This window comes from Salibacter halophilus, from assembly GCF_008806325.1.
Lineage (GTDB): Bacteria > Bacteroidota > Bacteroidia > Flavobacteriales_G > Salibacteraceae > Salibacter > Salibacter halophilus.
Genome location: NZ_WACR01000001.1, coordinates 348,335 through 369,026, shown reverse-complemented (window position 1 = coordinate 369,026; position 20,692 = coordinate 348,335). Strand labels below are relative to the sequence as shown.

Sequence of the window (20,692 nt, the reverse complement as noted above, 5' to 3'; positions counted from 1 at the left end):
GTTGCAATGGCAATATTAGATTTTCAAAAGCCCGATAAGGTTATAATGAATAGCTCGGATGATTTCCGTGGTGAGTTTGAATTCAGACCACTCGAGCCGGGCTATGGAATTACTGTAGGTAATGCCTTGAGACGTATTTTACTTTCGTCTCTTGAAGGTTATGCTATAACCAATATCAAAATTGAAGGCGTTGACCACGAGTACTCTACAATTAAAGGTGTAATTGAAGATGTTACTGAACTTGTTCTCAATTTAAAACAAGTTCGTTTCAAGCAACAAATTGAAGACACTAATACTGAAACTGTTACAGTTAAAGTTGACGGTAAAAAGCAATTTACCGCTGGCGACATTGGTAAATACACTTCTGCTTTCCAGGTATTAAACCCTGATCATGTTATTTGTAACATGGACGAAAGCGTTTCTATTCAAATGGATGTAACAATCGGGAAAGGCCGTGGTTATGTTCCTGCTGAAGAGAACAAAAACGAAAATCCTCCAATAGGAGAAATTGCCATTGACTCTATCTTCACTCCGATAAGAAACGTAAAATACGCGATTGAAAACTATCGAGTGGAGCAAAAAACTGACTACGAAAAACTCGTTTTCGATATAGAGACTGATGGAAGTATTCATCCTAAAGACGCTCTTAAAGAAGCTGCTAAAATTCTTATCCATCACTTCATGTTATTCTCTGATGAGAAAATTACACTTGATGATGAAGAAAAATCAGCTGAAGAAGAGTTTGATGAAACTTCACTTCACATGCGTCAGTTGCTCAAAACTAAACTTACTGATCTAGACCTAAGTGTTAGAGCACTCAACTGCCTCAAAGCAGCAGAGGTTGAAACACTCGGTGATTTAGTACAGTACGAGCGCAACGACCTGTTGAAGTTTAGAAACTTTGGAAAGAAATCGCTTACTGAACTCGATGAATTGATCGACAGAAAAGGTTTGGAGTTCGGTATGGATCTATCCAAATACAAATTAGATAAAGATTAATAGCATTACGAAGAAGCTTTTAGGGCTTCCGAAAACCTCGAATCAATGAGACACAAAAAGTCTTTTAATCATTTAGGAAGAAAAGCAGGCCACAGAAGGGCAATGCTTGCAAATATGGCTTGTTCTTTAATCGAGCATAAAAGAATTGTAACAACCGTAGCTAAAGCTAAAGCTTTGAGAGGTTATATAGAGCCTATGATTACACGCTCTAAAACCGATTCTACACATTCACGTAGAATTGTTTTTAAACAACTCCAAAGCAAGGATGCAGTATCTGAACTATTCAGATCCGTTGCTCCTAAGGTAGCTGACAGGCCGGGTGGTTACACACGTATCATCAAAACTGGCTTTCGCCAGGGTGATGCAGCTGAAATGTGCCTTATCGAATTAGTTGACTTCAACGAAGTTTACGGAAAAGAAGAGAAGTCTGCTAAAACGAAAACAAGAAGAAGTCGTAGAGGCGGAGGTAGCAAAAAGTCTACAGATAATAAAGCAACAGAAAAAGCTGCTGCTGAGTCTGGCTCTGACCAAAAAGAAGAAAAAGCTACTGAGGCTAAAACTGAATCAAAGAAAGCTGAGGAAAAGAAAGAAGAGAAGCCAAAGAAAGAGGCTCCAAAGTCTGAAGCTAAAGATGATAAAAAAGATGACAAATCATCAGAATAATTGGATGATGACATAAATGTTATTTGAAAAAGGATAGGGCTTTTAGTTCTGTCCTTTTTTTGTATAAATGATTTGAGTATGCAATTTAAGTTTAAAGATCAGGCAGTTTTATTGCTCGAGGACGGTACAGTATTCTACGGCCGCGGATTTGGAATCAAAGGTGAAACCTCAGGAGAAATCGCGTTTAATACAGGAATGACGGGATATCAGGAAATATTCACTGATCCTTCTTATTTCGGTCAGATCCTTGTTATGACTCCGTCACACATCGGGAATTACGGAATCCATCCAGAGGAAGTTGAGTCTGACTCAGTGAAGATTTCAGGGCTCGTTTGTAAAGAGATATCAGACGTTTATTCAAGACCAGCAGGTATCGAAACTGTTCACAAATACTTTGAGAAAAACAACATTGCCGGAATTTGTGATGTTGATACAAGAGCTCTTGTACGTCATATTCGTGACAAAGGAGCAATGAATGCTATCATTTCAACTAGCGAGTTAGATATCGATAAGCTCAAAGAGATGATGAAAGAAGTTCCCAGTATGCAGGGGCTTGAGCTATCGTCAAAAGTTGCATGCAAAGAAGCGTATGAGGTTCCGACCGAAAACGAAGAATTCAAAGTAGCAATGCTCGACTTTGGACTAAAACAAAATATTTTCAGGAGTCTTGTAGAACGCGGTTGCCGTGTAAAAGTATTCCCGATGACTTCTACACTTGAAGAAATTCAAGCGTGGGATCCTGATGGTTTTATGCTTTCAAACGGTCCCGGTGATCCGGCAGCAATGAAAAGCTCTATTGAACTTGTAAAAGAAATACTGAATCAGGAAAAACCTGTTTTTGGTATTTGTCTCGGTCATCAATTAATGGCGCTTGCGGGAAACCTGTCAACAGATAAAATGTACAACGGTCACAGAGGAATCAATCATCCGGTTAAAAACCTCGTTACAGGTAGAGGAGAAATCACTTCTCAGAACCATGGTTTTGTCGTGACAAAAGAATCTGTTGAGAAGAACGATGATATTGAAGTGACGCATATTCACCTGAATGATGACACGATACAGGGATTGAAATGGAAAAATAAGCCAGCCTTTTGTGTACAGTTTCACCCTGAAGCATCAGCAGGACCACACGACTCAAAATATTTATTCGATCAATTCACAAACCTAATGCGTGAGCACAAAGCTGCGCTAGTATAATTTCAATCATGGGACAATTAGTAAGATTAATCGGAAGACAAATTCTCGATAGTAGAGGAAATCCAACAGTAGAGGTTGATGCAATAACAAATACAGGTGCTGTTGGTACAGCTGCCGTTCCATCAGGAGCGTCTACAGGTGTTCATGAAGCTGTAGAACTCCGAGACAATGATAAAACAAGGTTTTTAGGTAAAGGAGTATTGAAAGCTGTTGAAAATATCAACGGTGTATTAAATGAAGAGCTGCAGGGCTTTGATGTATCTGACCAGGAAGGAATCGATCGTATGATGATTGAGATTGATGGAACAGAGAACAAAGCAAATATTGGAGCTAATGCAATACTGGGAGTTTCTCTGGCAGTAGCAAAAGCTGCAGCAATTGATCATGGGCTGCCGCTCTACAAATACGTTGGTGGAACTTTCACGAGTGAGCTACCCGTTCCCATGATGAATATTCTCAATGGTGGAGCTCATGCTGATAATAAAATTGATTTTCAGGAATTCATGGTTATGCCATTTGGGGCAAAAACTTTTAGTGAAGGATTGAGATGGGGAACTGAAATATTCCATCATTTGAAACAGGTTTTAAAAGATGGAGGCTACTCAACTAACGTTGGAGATGAAGGTGGTTTTGCTCCAAATTTAAAGTCGAACGATGAAGCTGTTGAAACAGTTTTAAAAGCAATTGAAAAAGCTGGTTTCAAGCCTGGTGATGATGTTTACATCGCTATGGATGCTGCGGCTTCAGAGTTTTACGATAAAGACAAAAAGAAATATATCTTAAAAAAATCAACAGGTGAAGAACTTTCTTCCAGTGAAATGGTTGATTATTGGAAGAGCTGGGTAGATAAATATCCTATTATCTCCATCGAAGACGGATGTGATGAAGATGACTGGGAAGGTTGGAAATCTTTGACAGATAAAATTGGAGATAAAGTTCAGCTAGTTGGTGATGATTTGTTTGTTACAAATACTGAGCGTCTAGCAAAAGGAATCAAGACGAATACAGCTAATTCGATTCTTATTAAAGTGAATCAAATTGGAACTTTAACTGAAACGATTGAAGCTGTACAAATGGCTCATAAGAATGGTTACACATCAGTTATGAGTCACAGAAGTGGAGAAACGGAAGATACCACAATTGCCGATTTAGCGGTTGCGTTAAATACCGGTCAAATCAAAACAGGCTCAGCCTCGCGATCTGACCGAATAGCGAAATACAACCAGCTTTTGAGAATTGAACAGGACCTTAGAGGAAATGATTATTATCAGGGTAAGTCCTTTAAGTTTTGTTAATCGAATTGAGCTTTTAAAAGACAATTTGATTTGTTAAATTCGCAAAGCTTTCAGCGAAAGCTGTATCAACATATATTTAAATAAAAACGTTCTACAAAAATGAGTGAATTTGCAGAGTTAAAATTAAACGGAAATTCTTATCAGCTCCCTCTTGTTACAGGAACTGAAAATGAAACTGGAATTGACATTGGTAAATTGCGCGCTCAAAGTGGTGCAATTACTATTGACCCGGGTTTCAAAAACACAGGTTCTACTAAGAGTGAGATCACATATCTAGATGGTGAAAATGGGATTTTACGTTACAGAGGATATTCGATTGAAGATTTAGCTGAAAAATCAAACTTCCTCGAAGTTACGTACCTGCTTATTCACGGTGAACTTCCAACTAAAGCTCAATACGATGAGTTCACAGGAAGTATTCAAAACCACACGATGATCCACGAGGACATGCGTAAGATTTTAGAAGGTTTTCCTTCAAACTCGCATCCAATGGGTGTTTTGTCGTCTCTGGTTTGTTCAATGACTGCTTTTTATCCTGAGTCTCTTGATCCTAACAGATCATGGGAAAAAGTAAATATGAGCATTGTTCGTATTTTGGCTAAGTTGCCAACTATGGCGGCCTGGGCTTACAAAAACGAACAGGGCCATCCTGTAAACTATCCAGATAACAGCCTCAATTATACTGAGAACTTCCTTAAGATGATGTTTGCAGTACCGGCTGAAGATTTCGAAGTTGATCCCGTTGTTGCTGACGCGTTGGATAAACTTTTAATCCTTCACGCAGATCACGAACAAAACTGCTCTGCATCAACAGTTCGTATCGTAGGATCATCTCACGCAAGTCTATACGCTTCAATCTCTGCAGGTATCAATGCGCTTTGGGGACCACTTCACGGAGGTGCTAACCAGGCAGTAATTGAAATGCTTGAAAACATTAAAGCTGATGGCGGAGATGTTGAGAAATACATTAAGAAAGCGAAAGACAAGAATGATCCATTTAGATTGATGGGCTTTGGACACAGAGTTTACAAAAACTTTGACCCAAGAGCTAAGATCATTAAGAAAGCGGCAGATGATGTACTCGGTCGTCTCGGAATCAACGATCCTGTATTGGATATAGCTAAGAAGCTTGAAGAAGTTGCTCTCAAAGATGAATACTTTGTTGAGAAGAAACTTTATCCAAATGTTGACTTCTATTCAGGTATCATTTACAGAGCACTTGGAATTCCAACTAAAATGTTCACCGTGATGTTTGCGATGGGACGACTTCCAGGCTGGATCGCACAATGGAAAGAGATGCGTGAAAATCAAGAACCAATTGGTCGTCCGCGTCAAATCTATACAGGTCACAACCAACGTGATTACGTTGATATCAAAAAACGATAAGAGAGTTTTAAATAGACATAAAAAAAGCGAGTGGAGACACTCGCTTTTTTTGTTTGGTAAAAATTCTATTGCGAAATCAATGTTCCGCGTTCAAGAATTTTATCATCGTCTTTGATGATGTAAATGTATTTGCCTGTGCTATCAGGTAATTGGATTCTGGTCAGATCCTGAGTCAATTCATCCTCTTTGATCAGTTGTCCTTTCACATTGAACAAAGACAATTTTGAGCCTTTGCATTCATTACAACTTACATTTACAAAGTCTTTAGTTGGATTAGGATATAGCTTGTAATCTTTTTCAGAAGGCATTTTTAGTTCACTCTTTCCCAGTACAGAGTGATCGAGATTCGCAAAAGCATATTCACCTAACAACACTGTATCGAGCTGAATCAAACCAAAACCGTTATTCGGGTTCCCAAGTACATTTTTTGAGTAGTGAGGATACTCGCTCCATTGGTCACTTCCAATTTCTCTGTAAAGTAGAATCAGACTATCTTCAGTTGTACTTACCAGTCCTGTGTCGAGGAATGAGTTTGTGCCTGATGCACTGTATTGCAGTGATCCTGTAGCGTGGAAATCAATTGGGATAATACCATCAACTCGCCAGTAATGCGTATTTGAGATTTTATATGGCTGAAAAGATTTGTCGACTTCATCAGCGGCTGAATAATAGTGTTCAACTCGCAAAAGAGCAGAGTCTGAAACTTGCTTTACATCGAGATCAAAATTGCTGTAATCGGCTGTCAACTGACCGGGCGATTCAATCTCGTAAAAGTCATCTAATACAGCTTGCGCAAGTTTGACATCCTCATTTACTGTTACAAACTGAGGGTCAAACGGAACATTGTTGATGTAATGTGTTGCAAACTGACTATCATGAACAACACGAACAGTGTGCTTCTCCCGGTTCTGACCGTAAAAAGTGATATTGACCGGAACATTCGTGTAAAACTCGTCAGCTCCAAACAGCTTTTGCTCAGTTGTGAGCTCAATAGCGTAATTATTGCCTGATTGGCTCGAACTAAACTCTTCGATTTCAATTGTTGGAAATCCGGCACCAAAAACCCAATCGTCAAAAAACGGAGAAATATCAGTTGTAGATTGAGTATTCAGATGATCGCGGAGCTGTTCAGAGTTCATGGTTTTAAACCTGTATTGATCGAGAAAGGATTCAACTCCGTTAAAGAATGTAGAATCACCAAGGTAGAAACGCAGGTTGTGAGCTACAAGAGATCCTTTGTCGTAAACATGGCGTCCATAAGTGTACTGATGCGGCACGCCAGATACTGGCCTGAACTCATCTTCGTCAATGTGAGCTCTCTTGACCACTGTTTCAAGTGTTTGTTTGATAGCTTGTTTTGCACGATCGTAGCCGTAAACGTGTTCCAGATAAAGGTATTCTGAAAAACTGGCCATTCCCTCGTTGAGCCACATTTCCTCAGGTGTTTCACAAGTTGCTAAATCGCCCCACCAGTGATGAGAGAGCTCATGAGCCATCAGTGTTTCATTTCCCAGTGTACCGTCAATCGCATAGCGCGGATAAGCAATATTGGTCGCGTGTTCCATTGCGCCTGCATTAAATGGAACAATCGAGTAGCCTACTTTGCTGAATCGATATGGACCATAATTATCTATGTAAGCGTCCATCGCATCGGGAAGAGTGGAAAAAGAGGCTTTTAAATTGTTGGTGTCAGATGGAAGTGAGTAGAGTTCAATCGGGATGTTACGGTGGTTTTGATGAACCGTTGCGTAAGGGGCAACTGCAATACAGGCTAAATAACTCGGGATTGCATCATTCAGTTCCCACTGTCTTGTCGTTACTTGTCCATTTTGCGTTTCATTGACCAAAATCCCATTACAGGTCGATACCTGATTGTCATCTGTTTTTACATTGAATGAGTAAGTAGCCCTTTCTTTAAAATTATCAAAACAAGGGTGCCAAATACGTCCGTAATTGTGCGGTTTAGCATCAAATCCAACTCCCATGTTATACGCGTAGTTCCCTGAAAAGAAAAACCCGCCCCAGGTTGCATCCTGAGTTGGCGAACCGCTGTAATGTACAACTACTGAATCAACATCGCTAGAGTCAACCACTCTGCCCAGATTAATGATGAGCAGTGTGTCATTATAAGAAAAATTCAATTGTTGATTTTCTTGTTTTACGCTATCAACGGTCAGAGCCAGCAGATCGAGTGGTAGGTGCTGTAATCCGTCATCCAGCGAGCTGAATTTCACGGTAGCGGCTCCACTTATAAACTGGTTTTCGGTTTGTGTCATGTCTAAATCGAGGTGATAATGCAAAACATCGATCGAATCTGAACGGAGATTTTCCATGTTGTCGTAAGTCACCTGCGATCTGACCATTACCGATAAAAACAGGAACAGAATGAGAAATGAATTTTTCATAGCAGTTTTTTTAACCTTTAAGTCGTTGACGCACAATTTCGAATAGCGTTACTCCGGAAGCCACACTTACATTGAGGGAATCTAAATTCCCAGGCATTGGGATGTGTGCTGTTTCATCGCTGATTTTCAAGAGCTTTTTAGAAATACCTTTGTCTTCGTTGCCCATGATAATGCCAACCGGACCATTGATCGTTTTGTCGTAGATCGATTCTTTTCCTTCTTCGGTCAGGCTAATTACGCGAATCCCGCTTTGCTGAAGCAGATAAACAGCATCAGCGAGGTGTGCTTCCTTGCAAATTGGAATTTTCAAAAGCGCACCGGCCGATGTTTTGATCGCATCTTCATTAATTGGAGCAGCACCTTTGTTTGGAACAACGATAGCGTGAACTCCGGCTGCCTGAGCAGATCTGGCAATAGCGCCAAAATTTCGAACATCGGTAATTCCATCAAGGAGAAGAATAAAAGGATCGTCTCCTCTTTCCAATACTTCTACAACTACATCTTCCAGGGCATGATAATCAACCGGAGATAAAATGGCTATTGCTCCCTGGTGATTACTCTTTGTTAGTCTTTCTAGCTTTTGATGCGGGACGTATTGAAATGGAATTTCATGGTTTCGGGCAAGATTTTGAACCATTTTAATTCCCTCGCCTGTGTCACCTTTAAGCAAGAAAATTTTTTCAATCGTTTTCCCTTCTTCAATCGCTTCTTCGATTGGGTGAATTCCAAAAATGAGTTGTTCTTTCTTCACAATAATTAATAATCTAATGATGAAACACGTCCTTCACGCCATTTCTCAACAGCGCGGTACCATGCGTTTTTATAACTTGGAGATCGTTTGAGTAAGTAGTCGTTATCAGAAAATGGATTGTTCATCTTGACAAAGTTGAAAGTAGTGGAGAGGTAATTATTTTCTTCTCCGTAAATCCAGCTTTCACCTGTTGAAGATTTATAGACAATCTCTGGCGGACCAAAAACTAAATAGACAATTCCGCGATCTGTTTTCCAACCTTCTTTGTAAGAGGTGAAAAAATAGTTTGCATTTTGAACGCGGTTATAAAAAGTTTTAATGAGTTCACGAGCTCTTTTTTTGCTATCAGCTAATTGAATCCAAAAACTGTCAACAGCTACCTTTTTGTTTTGAGCAGTTTGTAATTGCTCATATTCGCGTTTGCTGGTGATAAACCGTAGAGCTGAGATCATATCCTCAACTTTGTAGATTTCAGGGAACTGCTTATCAAAGTGATAAAACGTCAATCCTTCTCTACTTTTACTATCTACCTTAAAGTGGTAAAAGCCTTTTTTTGAAGGAGTAAAATGAAAGCTACTGTCAGATCCGGTTGTTACTGTAAAACTGGAATCGGGCTCGTAACTGAAAGGCTCTCTTTTGTAAACGGCAAATGGAGGAGGAGCAACAGGGAAATCACGCTGATAAAAATCAACCGTCACTTCATCAGCAGCTAAAAGCATGTTGTACACAACTCTCAACGAGTCTTTTTCGGTTCCGTACTTCTTGAAAAAAGGAAGGTTTGTTTTTTCGTTCAGAACCAAAAAGTTTTGCCTGTTAGTTGGTGTTTCACGATCGAGGAGAATGAGTTTCTCTGTTTCTTGTTTTCGGTTGAGGTCTGTTGTTTTAACCCGCAATATATATCGGTTTCCGATTGGTATTGTCAGTGAAAACTTGCCATAGAGATTTTTACTTTGAAGAGAATCGGTAACATCAGTCAGGACAGTTGATGCACTGTCGATAAGTTCATTTGAGTCGAAATGCTTGTAGAGTAAATACGATATCTTGATTTTTCCGCTGTAAAGGCTGTCAGCCGGATTGCGGACGTACAACAATTGTTTGGTATTCACTTTAAAGTGGACATCAGTTTGTCCGTGCTTTTTATGAAAAACATCAAATTCAGGTTCTAAGAGTTTATTCCCTCGTTTGTAAAGACTGGAGAGGTTGCTGTTACTGATCGACTTTGTTGAGGCACACCCCTGAAAGAAGTAAGCTGCAAGAACAATGACGAGTATTGAAAAAAATCTATTCATCGTTGGTGAATTTATCTGGGATTTGGTGTCGTGCTTTGGCTCCAAGTTTTTTCATTTTTTCAGCTCTTGAAACGAGACTTCCTTTCCCTGTATGCAATTTGTTGTGAGCATCATCAAGAGCTTTTTGCGCCTGCGATAATTCTTTATCTACACGCTCCAAATCGGCAATAAAGTTTACAAATTTATCATAAAGCTTCCCACCTTGCTCAGCAATTTCTTTTGTGTGGTTGTTTTGTCGTTCCTGTTTCCAGATAGATTCAATCGTTTTAAGCGTTGCCAGCAGGGTTGTGGGGCTCACAATCACGATTCTTTTTTCCCATGCATCGGTGAAAAGTTTTGGATCTGACTGTAAAGCGGTGCTAAAAGCAGCTTCGATTGGCAGGAAGAGCAAAACGAAATCCGGAGCTGTGAGGCCTTTGGCTGTTTCGTATTGTTTGTGGCTGAGCCCGGCTATGTGTTTTTTGAGTGAAGCAGCGTGTAACTGCCCGGCTTTTTTTCGCTCTTCAGTATCATTGGCCGAAACATACTGCTCATAGGCTTTGAGTGAAACTTTAGAGTCGATGATAATGTGTTTGTTCTCGGGAAGGTGAACGATGACATCGGGTTTTATTTGTCGCGATTCCTGATTGGATGTTGAGTGTTGAACCTCGTATTCCCTGTTCTTTTGAAGTCCAGATTCTTCCAGAACTCGTTCTAAAATAACTTCTCCCCAGGCTCCCTGTTTTTGGTTGTCTCCTTTTAGCGCGTTGATGAGATTTTCAGCTTCTTTTCCGATTGTTTTGTTGAGCTCGGTTAAACTCTTGAGCTGATTGTTGAGAGCCGCGTGTTGTTCAATGTTTCGTGTTTTGAGCGACTCAACTTTATCTTCAAAACTTTTGAGTTGATCTTTGAATGGAAGTAGATGTTGATTGAGTTCAGATTTACTCGTTTCAGAAAACGATTTGGCGTGTTCTTTAAAAAGCTTATCAGCAATGGCGTTGAACTCTTTGTTGAAGTCTTCCCGTACTTTTTTGAGTGTTTGTGTTTGCTCCTGGAGGTATTCGATCGTTTTCTCCTGCGAAGCTTTCGTTTCAATTAATTGTTGAATACGCAAGTCAGCTTTTTCAGCTTGCTTTTGCCAGTATTGGGTATGTTTTTGAGAAGATTCCAGCTCCTGACTCGCTTTTACAGCTTCATTCTCAGATTTTGCTAATCTGGACCTGGTGTTTTTTTGCTCGATCAACTTACCGATCACAAACCCGATTATGCCGATGCAAACTAATAATATGATCGTTGTTATTTCCATTATTAAAAGAAGTTCGCAAATCCGAAATGCACTTTTCCGGATCTGAATGTGACAGGGTTATTAAACTGTTTTCCCAGCGCGTAATTAATTGTGAAAATTCCCGCTTTTGTTTCAAAGCTAACTCCGGCTCCAAAACCGTAAGGCACATCAGTTACGAATTCGTTTGAAATGTCACGTTCGTACCATGCCCAGTTGAAAAAGCCATAAACAAAGGAATTTCGCTCTAAGATATAACGGATCTCTGATTTATGGATTGCATAGCTCGAGGCAAAGATACTTTCCTCATCAAAGCCACGCAAAGTGCGCAATCCGCCAATTCTAAACAGCTCATTTTTGAACAGCGATTCGTTGTAGAGCAAGCCTCCCTGAACGTTGTTGTTAAAAACGAGTCGCTCAGCTAATGGAATGTAGTGATTGAAATTGAGCTGGGTTTTGTATTGAGTAGTAGAGAGTTCAATACTGTCGTAATCCACGTTTTCAAGTGCCGGATTTCGTTCTATTTCTTTATTCCCAACAAGCCCTTTTATTTTTAATTCATAACCTTTTGAGGGGTTCAATCGATAATCAAGGTTGCTTATTGTTGCTCCCAGGCCGTAAGATAAATAAGAGACATCTGCATTTTCAGGGAGAGATGTATTTTGTTCAAATTGCTCTGTTGAGATCAAATTTGTTGATGACTGATTGATAAATGCCGTGATTTTATCGTCTCCACGCAAGTAATAATGAATGCCGAGTTGTTGCTCAATATTGGTAAATGAAGTATCTAGCCGGTAAATGCCCAACTCGCCTGATACACCAAAACGTGTTTTAAAAATGTAAGGTATCTCAACTTCCAAATCGATTCGTTGAGTTTGATCCTGGAGTCTTTTCCATTGCAGCGCAATTTTTTCGGCTATTCCAAGGGCATTTTTAAAGTTCAGTTGTACATCGCCAGTAAATATTGGGTCTTCATTTTCATCTTCCTGAGGTTGAAAACCTAAAACCCCGTCAATGTTGTTCGCTTTTTCTTTTTTCACGGTCAGAACCAAAATAGTGTTATTCTTCCCAAACAGAACTTCAGGTTTTCTGGATAAATTGGCAAATGACAGCTCCTGAAAACGGGTTTCAATTTGCCCGATTTTCTTTTCACTGTACAGAGATCCTTTCGTGATGTTGATGTAGTTAGCCAAATAGTTTTCAGGTAGTTTATCTTCTGATATAAACCTTATTGAATCGATTGTGACTTTCGTTCCTTTCTCTACATAGAGAGATGCTTCAATATCATTTCCATCAACTTTAAGAGAATCTAATTGGGCTGATGCAAATGGGAATCCATTGTTTTCATAATGAGTAATGAGATCATCGAGCAGATTTGCAACCTGTTTACTGTTTACAGGTTTATTTCGATAGACTTTTGTTCGGTAACCTAATTTGGAAAGTATTCCTTCATCGGTATTGCCGGGGTTTAGAGAAGTCCATTTGTACGAATCTCCTTTCTTGAGATAAACACTAATGATTGCTGATGCAGAATCAATTTTGAAACTATCAATTGAGGCTGCTAAATAACCGTTTTGATAGAGATCACTTTGGATTTCCAATAATGATTTTTTTACCGGAGTAAGCGACTCTTCATCCAGTTCAATTTTGGATACATCTACTGAGTCTATAGGAAAACGGAAACTCCAGTTTTGAGAGTAAGCAAATTGTGCGACTACTATAAATATGAATGCTAGCCGTATTTTCACTTTATTTAATTTCCCAATTAACGGGTTCAATCCCTTTAGATTGTAAGTATTCATTTGCTTTGCTAAAGGGTTTGCTGCCAAAGAAACCATTATTTGCTGAAAAAGGTGAGGGATGAGGTGAGGTAATCACACAATGTTTATCCGTGTCAATGTATTCTTGTTTTTGTTTGGCAAAGTTTCCCCAGAGGATGAAAACGAGATGTTCTTTATGATCAGAGAGTAATTTAATCACCTGATCTGTAAATTTCTCCCATCCAATTTTGCGGTGCGATGCAGGTGATTTGGCTCTGACCGTCAAAAATGCATTGAGCAAGAACACGCCTTCTTTAGCCCAACTCATGAGGTGTCCGTGGTTTGGGGGCTCAATTCCAAGGTCTTTTTTTAATTCCTGGTAAATATTCTTGAGAGAGGGAGGGATGGCAACTCCTTTTTGCACAGAAAAACACATTCCGTGAGCCTGACCGTGTCCGTGGTAAGGATCCTGACCTAGAATAACAACCTTGGTATTATCAAAAGGAGTTTGATTGAATGCCTCAAAAATCATGCTTCCGGGAGGATAGATCGTGTGGTTCTTTTTGTCTTCAATAAGATGTTCTTTAATCGATTTAAAGTAATCTTTTTCGAACTCTTCTTTTAAAACCTCTAACCACGAAGGTTCTATTTGAGGGTTGATTTTTAGCTCACTCATGGCAACACTTGTTTGATATTCACGTTTTAATGGTGAAAACTAAACAACGGTAAAATTGAATAATTGTAATTATCCTTTACCTTTGTTCAACATTAAAATTCGAAACTAATGAAAAAAGTAGTCCTAACTGGTTTAGTCGTATTTGTATTGGGAGTTTTAATAAGTTCTTGCAAAAGTCACGAAAAGTGTCCTGCTTACGGTGATGCAACTCCTCAAAAAACGACTGATGTACGTTCATGAGTTGGCACGAACTCAAAAGTGAGGAAGAGTTAAACCGTTTATTAGAGGAGAAGCCATATAGCTTTGCTATTTTTAAGCACAGTTCACGCTGTGGTGTTAGTAGTTGGGTTAAACGGTCTTTTCAGTCTGATTGGAAGGCTGAATTTTCTGATGTAGATATATTTGAAGTTGATGTTATTCGCAACAGGCAATTATCTCAAATAATTGCAGATAATTTCAAAGTATATCACGAATCTCCCCAGTTGATTGTCATAGATAATGGCAAAGTGGTTCATCATGAGTCACACAACAATATTGAAGCTGAGTCATTAACCACTATTCAAAGTTGAAGTAAGTATTTAAAGTGATGTCAGGGTTAATACTCAAACTAACAGGGCAATTCAATGCTGTTTGAGTCAATAATTCTCTTAGCTTATTGTCTTGAATTTTCTGATTCCACTGGAAGTGAATATCTATTTGTTTGATTTTTCTGGGATCACTATCCATCGTTTTGTGGACTTCAGCCTTTGTACCAGATGGATCAAAATCCAAAGATTTGGTTTTAATACCGATCATCGTAAGCATACAACTCGCGAGAGAAACACAAAATAAATCGGTGGGAGAATGCGCTCTTCCCTCTCCATTGTTGTCTTTTGGAGCATCGGTAAAAATCAATTGGTTTGAATTGAGGTGAACAGATTCAACTCTTAAATTTCCTTTGTATTCTAAAGCTGCAATTTTCATAAAACAATTAAAATCCTATATGCGTTATTTCACTACATTTGTTTTTTCATGAGAGTACTCAAAGCTATCACAATTAATCTATTATTCATCATCGCTATGGCTTTTACTTCGGTCAGAGCCCAAAGTGATGACGACACAAAGCTGTATTACAGTGCCGATTATTCTGGCGGTGGGGTTGTCCATTCACATGGTTTTGGCGTAAACTTTCGCTATTCTCAATATTTGACAGGTTCATCGAAACGGATTTGGAGTGCCGAGTTATTGATGATGAAGCATCCAAAGGAAAAGAAAGTTTATAACCCGTATAATGATAATGCCAGAGGATACTTTTTTGGTAAAATAAATTCATTGACCTCTTTGAGAATGCACATTGGTAGACAAGATGTGATTTTTGGGAAAGAGTTGAAAAAAGGAGTTGAGATTAGTTGGGTTTATTCTGGAGGTCCTATCCTTGGAATAGTAAAGCCGGTCTATTTAGAAATTACCGAGCAGGGTACAATTGCAAGACCAGATATTATCAATGTAGAGCGCTACGATCCTGAGATTCATAATCCAAATATAATCCACGGCAGAGCGGGAATTTTTACCGGGTTAGCAAACTCCTCATTAGTGCCGGGAGCTTCGGCACGAGTAGCGATGAACTTTGAATACGCACCGCTCGATAAAACATTGAAAGCTTTAGAGGTTGGAGCCGTTTTAGATGCATATAGCAAAGAGGTTCCGATCATGGCAAATACTGACAACAACCAGTTGTGGTTGACATTTTACTTAAATATTCAATTCGGAAAGAAGATTATATAATATGGCTGAAGTAGCTACAAAGCAACGTAAGACATCTATTCACAACAAAGAAGGTAGAGTAATGAAAAACAAGCCAAAATGGCTTCGTGTTAAATTACCTACTGGAAAAGAATACCGTGAAGTTAGAGAGATTGTAGACAACTACAAGCTCCATACGATTTGCGAGAGTGGAAACTGCCCAAATATGGGTGAGTGCTGGGGAGCAGGAACAGCCACCTTTATGATTCTCGGGAATGTTTGTACCAGGTCTTGTGGCTTTTGCAACGTGGCAACCGGTAAACCAGATAAAGTTGATCCATTTGAACCTGTAAGAGTAGCAAAATCTGTGAAATTGATGGGAGTTAAGCATTGCGTTTTAACATCAGTCGATCGGGATGACCTTAAAGACGGTGGATCTGAAATATGGGCTGAAACGGTCAGAGCCGTACGTAGATTGAGTCCCGGAACCACACTTGAAACTCTTATACCTGATTTTAGAGGAGAGTGGGGAAACCTTCAGCGAGTAATTGAAGTAGCTCCTGAAATTGTTTCACATAATCTCGAAACAGTTAGAAGATTGACAAAGCAAGTCCGCATACAAGCTAAGTACGATAGAAGCTTAGAAGTTCTATTTAGACTCAAAAAAGGCGGAATGACAACCAAGAGTGGAATCATGTTAGGACTTGGAGAAACTGAAGAAGAAATAATTGAAACGATGGATGATCTTCGTTCAGTAGGAGTTTCCATCCTGACTCTGGGACAATACTTACAACCAACACCGAACCATTTGCCCGTAGATGAGTTTATTACACCAGAGAAGTTTGCTGAATATAAAAGAATAGGGCTGGAAAAAGGATTTAAATATGTGGAGAGTGGTCCGCTTGTTAGATCCAGCTACCATGCCGAGAAACACATTGATAAATAAGCCGAAAAGCGCCAATTTCATCCCGAATATGTAGGGAAAACTACCGGAAATTAAATTTAATTTTTCTTAGTTGTTAAAATAATATAAATTGGCACAGATTTTTTAAAAATAGTTTAAAGAACGTAAATCTATGAAGATTAAAGTTTTACTGAGCTCGATAGCCGCAGGATTAGTTGGGGCGTATTTCATTTTTGGAGAAATTATTCCAAAAACACCTCAATATGCGCCTCGTGAAGAGGGGAATAATGAAGCAAAACGTTTGATGGGTGGAGATAAAATCTTCAGTGAGTTGAGAGCAAACGTTAATACAGGAAAGTTTGAACCAAAAGACGTTTTTGAAGCGAGAGAAAAAGTTGCAAGACAAAGAGCTAATAAAACATCTCAATTAGGACTTAACTGGGAGAGTATGGGCCCTGATAATCAAGGGGGCCGTACAAGAGCAATCCTTGTTGACAATCAAGATTCTCAACATTTGATTGCTGGTAGTGTTTCCGGTGGTCTTTTCCAGAGTTTTAATGGTGGATCAACCTGGGAACCGATCAATGATCTTATGCCAAGTTTAATTATCTCTACTATTGATCAGGGGCCTGATGGAACAATCTATGTGGGTACAGGATCTGAATTTGAAGGTTCAGCACCTATGCCAGGTGGTGGTGTTTTTAAATCTACTGATGGCGGTGAAACTTTTGAGCAATTACAATCAACTATTCCTGCAGCATACAATACAAATCAGGATTGGTCTTATGTTAACAGACTTAAAGTTCATCCTGATGACGATAACAAGGTATTTGCTGGTACTTCTAATGGATTGTTTGTATCTACTGATGGTGGTGAAACCTGGACGAAGCCATTGAAAACCTTAACAGCAAATTGCACACAGGATAATGCATTTGTTCAGGATATCGAAATTACTCCAGATGGAAGAGTTTTAGTTGGACTTGGTATTGGTGTATGGTATTCTGATGATCCCACTGTTGACTGCAGCTATCAACCTGCACCCGGTCAAATCCCGGCTTCTATTGAAAGAATTGATTTAGATTATTGTGACTCTGATCCAAATTACGTTTACGCTATTACAACTAATAGTGGAGACCTGGGAGGAGTATTTAGATCAACTGACGGTGGTTTGAATTGGTCAGTTAATTCACCTTTGCCTCCTACAACAACGCTTGATTCTACATTTAACCTATTTGGAACAGGTCAGGGTTTCTATGATCTTGCTCTTGAAGTATTTCCAAATGATTGTGAAAAATTAATGATCGGTGGAGTTCAGATTTACAAAATCGATGGCTCATGGATTCGCGTAGCTGAAACTTTTGCAAGTCCATTTTCTGGTATTTACGTTCATGCCGATCAGCACTACTTCACTTTTGATCCTAACAATCCTAATACAATGTATATTGGTAATGACGGTGGTGTTGGAGTAAGTTACAACGCAACAAGTGGAAGTATGTCATTTTCTACGCTAAACCGTAATTTTACTACTACTCAATTCTACGATATTGCTGTAGGGCCACAGGGTCAGGTTTTAGGTGGTACTCAGGATAATGGTACTTTCCTTCTTGAAACTGGTGATACAGACATCGGTGGTACTACAGATGGAGTTGAAGTTGCCGGTGGTGACGGTTTTGATACCGAGATTTCCAAACTAGGAGAAATTGGATTCGTTTCGCTCTATTACAACCGTATTATCAAGTTTGAGCCACCAAGTACCTCAACACCATTTTTTGAGTTTAGGGGATCTTTTAATTCTACTTCACCTTACGCTGGTTTAGGAAAAGCTCCTTTTAACACAAAGTTTGATATTTGGGAAAGTGCTGATGATTCAACAAGTATTGATTCAATTACCTTTAGAGCTGATACTGTAGAGCAGTTTTTAGGAAAACTCACAGGTAGTCAGGTAGCATTTTCAGGTACTGTTGTGCCAAACCAACCAGCGGCTGAAATTGCACCAGGAAGTATTTCTTTCTTTAACCCAACACCAGGAAATCCTCAAAGGGTAAATGATTATGATGGTGATGGAGTTTTAGAAAATACAGATGGCGATAGTGTTGGTACTTTTGATTACAATACTTACGACTATAGCTTCAGCTTTGACGCTGCTCCGGCAGATCAGTCAGATTTCTTTGGTTATTATGCAGCTACATTTAACAATGGAGATGTGCTAAAAATCAATAGTGCTACATTAGATTATCCATTTGATTATACACTAACAACAGCACTTAATGTTGGAGACTCTGTAAGAATTCAGGACCCTGTACAAGGATATATGGCTTCTGTTACAAATGCAGGTATCATTTTCTCAAGAGAAGTTTTAGATAACACTATACCTGAATGGCATAATCTTGCTGATATTTGGGGGATCACTGGAATAAGATCACTCAAATTCTCTCAAGATGGTAATCACTTATTCGTTGGAACTCGAAATGGCCGTGTACATAGATTTAGTGGTTTCAGAAACCTTTATATGGAGGATGATCCAGCAAACGTTCTGACGCACAATGGGAATTTATTCAGTGCTGGTCAAAATAACAACATAACTGGTTTTGCAATTCACCCTAACGATCCTGAGAAAGTTCTTGTAACAGTTGGTAATTACGGAAATCAAAACCACGTTTATGAACTAGATAACGCTGTTTCTGCACCTGGTGCAGCTGTAGCTAGAAATGCTCAGGGTAATCTTGAAGATTTCCCGGTTTACGATGCTGAATATCATGTGTTGGATCCTAACATTGTACTTCTAGGTACTGACTTTGGTATCTGGTCAACTTCAGATTTTTCAACTTCCGGTACAAACGTTACCTGGAGTAATGAGAATGCAACTTTAGCTAACGTTCCTGTTTTTGAGGTTCGTCAGCAAAAATTAGGTTGGACTGAAGCGACAAACAATGAAGTTATCTACGCTGGTACTCATGGTAGAGGTATCTGGAGAACAAGTGATCTTGTAAATTCAACTCCAGAGTATCCTGATTTTGCTGATAAAAATGGAGACATTGAAATGAAAGTGTATCCAAATCCAATGTCAAATGTGGGAACATTTGAATACTCAGCTTCAGCAAACGAAGAAGTAGATGTCGCTATCTATGACCTGAGTGGAAAACTCGTTAGATCATTTACTGATAAAGCAAATCAATCCGGTAAGAAAAAGCTTCGCCTAAATGTATCAGACTTTAAAGGCGGAACTTATATCGCTACAATTACTAATGGCAGCGTTAAAAAGACTGCTCGCTTTATTGTAGTGAAGTAATTATGAGATAACTTATTTCAGTTAATATTTTGAAAAAGCCTCCAATTTGGAGGCTTTTTTTATGATAAGCCGTTAAATTTGTCGGAAAGTCACTCGATATGATAAATGTTGCAATAAATGGTTTTGGAAGAATTGGAAGAATGCTCACTAGAGAGTTAATAACTCGTAGTGATGTCAATCTAGTTGCAGTTAATGATCTTTCAGAACCGTCTATACTTGGTCACTTATTCAAGTACGATACTGTACATGGTAAGTACCAGGGAAATGTGTCATGGAATGAAAATTCAATTTCAATTGATGGCAAGGAGATTAAAATGTTCAGTGAACGTTCACCAGAGAATTTACCCTGGAAAGATTTGAATATTGATATTATAGTTGAATCTACAGGTATCTTTAGAACGATCGACAAAGCAGGTTTACACATTAAAGCCGGAGCCAAAAAGGTAATTCTTTCTGCACCACCCAAAAGTGATGACATTAAAAGTGTTTGCATCGGGATCAATGAGGGTATTCTTGATGGTTCTGAACAAATAATTAGCAATGCTTCATGTACTACCAATTCTGCTGCGCCTTTGGTAAAGGTTATGAAGGATCTGACCGAAATAGAAGCCGCTTACATCACGACTGTTCACTCTTACACGAGTGATCAAAAACTACAGGATGCTCCTCATTCTGATTTGAGAAGAGCTCGAGCAGCAGCTATGAGCATTGTTCCAACAACAACGGGTGCTGCAAAGGCAATAACAAAGATATTTCCCGAGCTAGACGGCCACATGGGTGGAGCCGGAATCCGTGTACCAGTACCCGATGGTTCATTGACAGATATGACATTCATCATCAAAGATGAATTGACTATTGAACAGGTCAATGAAGCATTCAAAAAAGCTGCTCAAAATGAGTTGAAAGGGATTATGGAATATACAGAAGACCCTGTTGTTTCAGTAGATATTCAGGGCAACAAGCATTCGAGTATATTCGATGCATTATTGACGAGTGTAATTGGCAATATGGTAAAAGTTGTGGGCTGGTACGATAACGAGATCGGCTACTCAACCAGACTAGCCGACCTCATTGAACTTGTTTCAAAAAAGTAAA

18 protein-coding genes are annotated in these 20,692 nt (G+C 39.2%); 11 read left to right on the top strand and 7 right to left on the bottom strand.

Annotation, left to right across the window (positions count from 1 at the left end):
• Positions 1-6: 6 nt before the first annotated feature.
• The 5 genes from F3059_RS01720 (at position 7) to F3059_RS01700 (ending at position 5,540) form a co-directional block, all read left to right on the top strand.
• Positions 7-999, top strand: a complete 993-nt coding sequence (locus F3059_RS01720; protein ID WP_151166205.1) for a DNA-directed RNA polymerase subunit alpha — start codon at positions 7-9, stop codon at positions 997-999.
• Between the two features lie 45 nt (positions 1,000-1,044).
• On the top strand, positions 1,045-1,662 hold the full coding sequence (gene rplQ, locus F3059_RS01715) for a 50S ribosomal protein L17 (protein ID WP_151166204.1): 618 nt from the start codon (positions 1,045-1,047) through the stop codon (positions 1,660-1,662).
• Positions 1,663-1,740: 78 nt separating this feature from the next.
• Positions 1,741-2,859 (top strand): glutamine-hydrolyzing carbamoyl-phosphate synthase small subunit, encoded by a 1,119-nt coding sequence (gene carA, locus F3059_RS01710; RefSeq protein ID WP_151166203.1) that lies wholly within the window; start codon positions 1,741-1,743, stop codon positions 2,857-2,859.
• A gap of 8 nt (positions 2,860-2,867) precedes the next feature.
• On the top strand, positions 2,868-4,154 hold the full coding sequence (gene eno, locus F3059_RS01705) for a phosphopyruvate hydratase (protein ID WP_151166202.1): 1,287 nt from the start codon (positions 2,868-2,870) through the stop codon (positions 4,152-4,154).
• A 99-nt stretch (positions 4,155-4,253) separates the two neighbouring features.
• Positions 4,254-5,540 (top strand): citrate synthase, encoded by a 1,287-nt coding sequence (locus F3059_RS01700; protein ID WP_151166201.1) that lies wholly within the window; start codon positions 4,254-4,256, stop codon positions 5,538-5,540.
• Positions 5,541-5,605: 65 nt separating this feature from the next.
• On the opposite strand, the gene F3059_RS01695 is transcribed toward F3059_RS01700, so the two are convergent.
• Genes F3059_RS01695 through ung form a run of 6 tightly spaced genes read right to left on the bottom strand, consistent with a single transcriptional unit; the run spans position 5,606 to position 13,682 of the window.
• Complete coding sequence (locus F3059_RS01695; RefSeq protein ID WP_151166200.1) at positions 5,606-7,945, bottom strand: M1 family aminopeptidase; 2,340 nt, start codon at positions 7,943-7,945, stop codon at positions 5,606-5,608.
• Positions 7,946-7,955: 10 nt separating this feature from the next.
• The gene (gene rlmB / locus F3059_RS01690; protein WP_151166199.1) at positions 7,956-8,696 is read right to left on the bottom strand and encodes a 23S rRNA (guanosine(2251)-2'-O)-methyltransferase RlmB; all 741 of its coding nucleotides are present in this window, start codon (positions 8,694-8,696) and stop codon (positions 7,956-7,958) included.
• A 5-nt stretch (positions 8,697-8,701) separates the two neighbouring features.
• Complete coding sequence (locus F3059_RS01685) at positions 8,702-9,985, bottom strand: GWxTD domain-containing protein (RefSeq protein WP_151166198.1); 1,284 nt, start codon at positions 9,983-9,985, stop codon at positions 8,702-8,704.
• Positions 9,978-11,270 carry a DNA recombination protein RmuC gene (locus F3059_RS01680; RefSeq protein ID WP_151166197.1) on the bottom strand — a complete coding sequence of 431 codons (1,293 nt, stop codon included), beginning with the start codon at positions 11,268-11,270 and terminating at the stop codon, positions 9,978-9,980. Before F3059_RS01680 ends, F3059_RS01685 begins: the two co-directional genes overlap by 8 nt.
• Positions 11,271-11,272: 2 nt before the next feature.
• On the bottom strand, positions 11,273-12,994 hold the full coding sequence (locus tag F3059_RS01675) for a ShlB/FhaC/HecB family hemolysin secretion/activation protein (RefSeq protein ID WP_170264983.1): 1,722 nt from the start codon (positions 12,992-12,994) through the stop codon (positions 11,273-11,275).
• 1 nt (position 12,995) lies between these two features.
• Positions 12,996-13,682 (bottom strand): uracil-DNA glycosylase, encoded by a 687-nt coding sequence (gene ung, locus F3059_RS01670; protein ID WP_151166195.1) that lies wholly within the window; start codon positions 13,680-13,682, stop codon positions 12,996-12,998.
• Between the two features lie 108 nt (positions 13,683-13,790).
• Here ung and F3059_RS13820 point away from each other — a divergent pair, with 108 nt between their 5' ends.
• Complete coding sequence (locus F3059_RS13820) at positions 13,791-13,922, top strand: hypothetical protein (RefSeq protein WP_262713924.1); 132 nt, start codon at positions 13,791-13,793, stop codon at positions 13,920-13,922.
• Complete coding sequence (gene ytxJ / locus F3059_RS01665; RefSeq protein WP_151166194.1) at positions 13,919-14,251, top strand: bacillithiol system redox-active protein YtxJ; 333 nt, start codon at positions 13,919-13,921, stop codon at positions 14,249-14,251. Before F3059_RS13820 ends, ytxJ begins: the two co-directional genes overlap by 4 nt.
• Here ytxJ and F3059_RS01660 read toward each other — a convergent pair.
• Complete coding sequence (locus F3059_RS01660) at positions 14,238-14,645, bottom strand: OsmC family protein (protein WP_151166193.1); 408 nt, start codon at positions 14,643-14,645, stop codon at positions 14,238-14,240. The genes ytxJ and F3059_RS01660 overlap by 14 nt on opposite strands.
• Before the next feature lie 48 nt (positions 14,646-14,693).
• Between F3059_RS01660 and F3059_RS01655 the strand changes: the two genes are divergently transcribed.
• The 4 genes from F3059_RS01655 (at position 14,694) to gap (ending at position 20,691) form a co-directional block, all read left to right on the top strand.
• On the top strand, positions 14,694-15,446 hold the full coding sequence (locus F3059_RS01655) for a hypothetical protein (protein WP_151166192.1): 753 nt from the start codon (positions 14,694-14,696) through the stop codon (positions 15,444-15,446).
• A gap of 1 nt (position 15,447) precedes the next feature.
• The gene (lipA, locus tag F3059_RS01650) at positions 15,448-16,350 is read left to right on the top strand and encodes a lipoyl synthase (RefSeq protein WP_151166191.1); all 903 of its coding nucleotides are present in this window, start codon (positions 15,448-15,450) and stop codon (positions 16,348-16,350) included.
• 130 nt (positions 16,351-16,480) lie between these two features.
• Complete coding sequence (locus F3059_RS01645; RefSeq protein WP_151166190.1) at positions 16,481-19,597, top strand: T9SS type A sorting domain-containing protein; 3,117 nt, start codon at positions 16,481-16,483, stop codon at positions 19,595-19,597.
• 98 nt (positions 19,598-19,695) lie between these two features.
• Complete coding sequence (gene gap, locus F3059_RS01640; RefSeq protein ID WP_151166189.1) at positions 19,696-20,691, top strand: type I glyceraldehyde-3-phosphate dehydrogenase; 996 nt, start codon at positions 19,696-19,698, stop codon at positions 20,689-20,691.
• The last annotated feature ends 1 nt before the right edge of the window (position 20,692 follow it).